Consider the following 2,180-nt stretch of genomic DNA (forward strand, 5'->3'; position numbering starts at 1 on the left):
TTATTTTGGGATAATTTTTGAAATACAGAAATCGTGAGTTGCAAACTCACACAATGTTCTAGTTCCGAATGACGCCTTCGGCTTAACACCCAGAACAGCCGGATATTTTTCATGTAGACTCTCAAGGTAAATTAGTGATCTACGATGTGAAATCAGGGTATGTAAATGGACAAATTGATGTAGAACAGTTGGAGGATTATGCAAAGATGATTGAGATTTTATCAACTGAAGGTCTGAATAGAACCAAACTTATCAATAAATTAAAAGAAAAAGGTATCAATATGGATGGTTTTTCAGGTGATGTTGAAGTTCAGTATATTGTGATGCCTGGGAAAACAAATCAAGTGAGTGATGCAGTAAAAGCTATAAATAAAAAGAAAGAAAACTTCATAAAAGATAAGCCGAAGTTTAAAAGTGTAGAGAATAATATTATAATACAAAAGTTTCAATAATGGTTTTTTATATCAACAATAAGTTCCAATCTAAAAGTGTCAAGGATAAATTTTTCCTTCAAATTTTTGCACAATCTAAATTATTTGAAACGCCTCAATCACTTGAAGTTATTAGTAGTAAAGATTTAGAAGTTGTTTATCATTTTTATACATATGAAGATGTTTTATTAAAGTTAAATGAAGTTATATCATTTAATAATCATTCATTATATATTAAGTATTTAGGTTTTGATTTAGGATTACGGTTTAATGAAAATTTAGTAGAAATCAATTTTTTAACAAACGGTAATACAAATATTAATATTCTTGACTACGACACCTTCTTCTTCAACCTCTACAAAAGCCTTCCCAACGGTTTAGGTTATGTAAGTTGGGTGGATGTGGGTAATTATTACAAGTTTGATGAAAAGTATAAACTAGATCAATTTGAATTTTATGATGCTGTTTTTAATGATAAACCTTTATTTTATCATTGTGTAACAACAAAAGCAGTTTATGAAGAAGATCACACCAAAGAACAACTCCTCAATTGCCCTTTTATCAAAGTAAAAGAATGGGAAGATGGCAGTATAGAAATGTTACATTATAACAATCCATTAGATCTAGAATCAGAAGAAAATATAGAGCAGATAGGGAAAGTGAGGAAATATCTGAGTGAAAATAATTTGTATAGTTAATAAAGAATAAGCCAATCTACAACACTAGGTTGGTTTAGTATTTTATATAGGTAAATCTACGTTTGTAGAGGCACGATTTATCGTGTCTCCAAACCACAAGCAAATAATGAAAAATGAAGGATTAAAAATAAAAAACGCCAATACCCGTATTCCCATGCATAAATTCATGGTCTTGTAGTTGGCTATCCTTCCAAAAAAGCGTAGAATATCAATTGAAAGCCTACCTCTTGTAGAGGCACGATTCATCGTGTCTCCATACCACAAGCTAAAAATGAAAAGTGTAGAAAAAAGAATTAAAAACTAACCAACTAAACAGCTTCAATTTATTTTGGGATAATTTTTGAAATACAGAAATCGTGAGTTGCAAACTCACACAATGTTCTAGTTCCGAATGACGCCTTCGGCTTAACACCCTGAACAGGCGGATATTTTTCATGTAGACTCTCAAGGTAAATTAGTGATCTACGATGTGAAATCAGGGTATGTAAATGGACAAATTGATGTAGAACAGTTGGAGGATTATGCAAAGATGATTGAGATTTTATCAACTGAAGGTCTGAATAGAACCAAACTTATCAATAAATTAAAAGAAAAAGGTATCAATATGGATGGTTTTTCAGGTAAAGTTGAAGTTCAGTATATTGTGATGCCTGGGAAAACAAATCAAGTGAGTGATGCAGTAAAAGCTATAAATAAAAAGAAAGAAAACTTCATAAAAGATAAGCCGAAGTTTAAAAGTGTAGAGAATAATATCATAATACAAAAGTTTCAATAATGGTTTTTTATATCAACAATAAGTTCCAATCTAAAAGTGTCAAGGATAAATTTTTCCTTCAAATTTTTGCACAATCTAAATTATTTGAAACGCCTCAATCACTTGAAGTTATTAGTAGTAAAGATTTAGAAGTTGTTTATCATTTTTATACATATGAAGATGTTTTATTAAAGTTAAGTGAAGTCATATCATTTAATAATCATTCATTATATATTAAGTATTTAGGTTTTGATTTAGGATTACGGTTTAATGAAAATTTAGTAGAAATCAATTTTT

General features: G+C 29.6%; 4 protein-coding genes. All 4 read left to right on the plus strand.

The features are described 5' to 3' along the window. Positions 1-146: 146 nt before the first annotated feature. Entirely contained in the window at positions 147-452 is a 306-nt protein-coding gene (locus ACXAHM_RS26185) for a hypothetical protein (protein WP_474967042.1), read from the plus strand. Beyond that, on the plus strand, positions 452-1,129 hold the full coding sequence (locus ACXAHM_RS26190) for a hypothetical protein (protein ID WP_474967043.1): 678 nt from the start codon (positions 452-454) through the stop codon (positions 1,127-1,129). Before ACXAHM_RS26185 ends, ACXAHM_RS26190 begins: the two co-directional genes overlap by 1 nt. Positions 1,130-1,598: 469 nt before the next feature. Further along, positions 1,599-1,904 carry a hypothetical protein gene (locus ACXAHM_RS26195; protein ID WP_474967044.1) on the plus strand — a complete coding sequence of 102 codons (306 nt, stop codon included), beginning with the start codon at positions 1,599-1,601 and terminating at the stop codon, positions 1,902-1,904. Then, a partial coding sequence (locus tag ACXAHM_RS26200; protein ID WP_474967045.1) for a hypothetical protein occupies positions 1,904-2,180 on the plus strand: 277 nt, incomplete at its 3' end. The genes ACXAHM_RS26195 and ACXAHM_RS26200, both read left to right, overlap by 1 nt.

The sequence above is a fragment of the Flammeovirga sp. AWQ4_249 genome (assembly GCF_056161045.1).

Bases quoted from the DNA above. Each gene is read 5' to 3' on its own strand.
- ACXAHM_RS26190 (WP_474967043.1), top strand. From the start codon at position 452: ATGGTTTTTTATATCAACAATAAGTTCCAATCTAAAAGTGTCAAGGAT.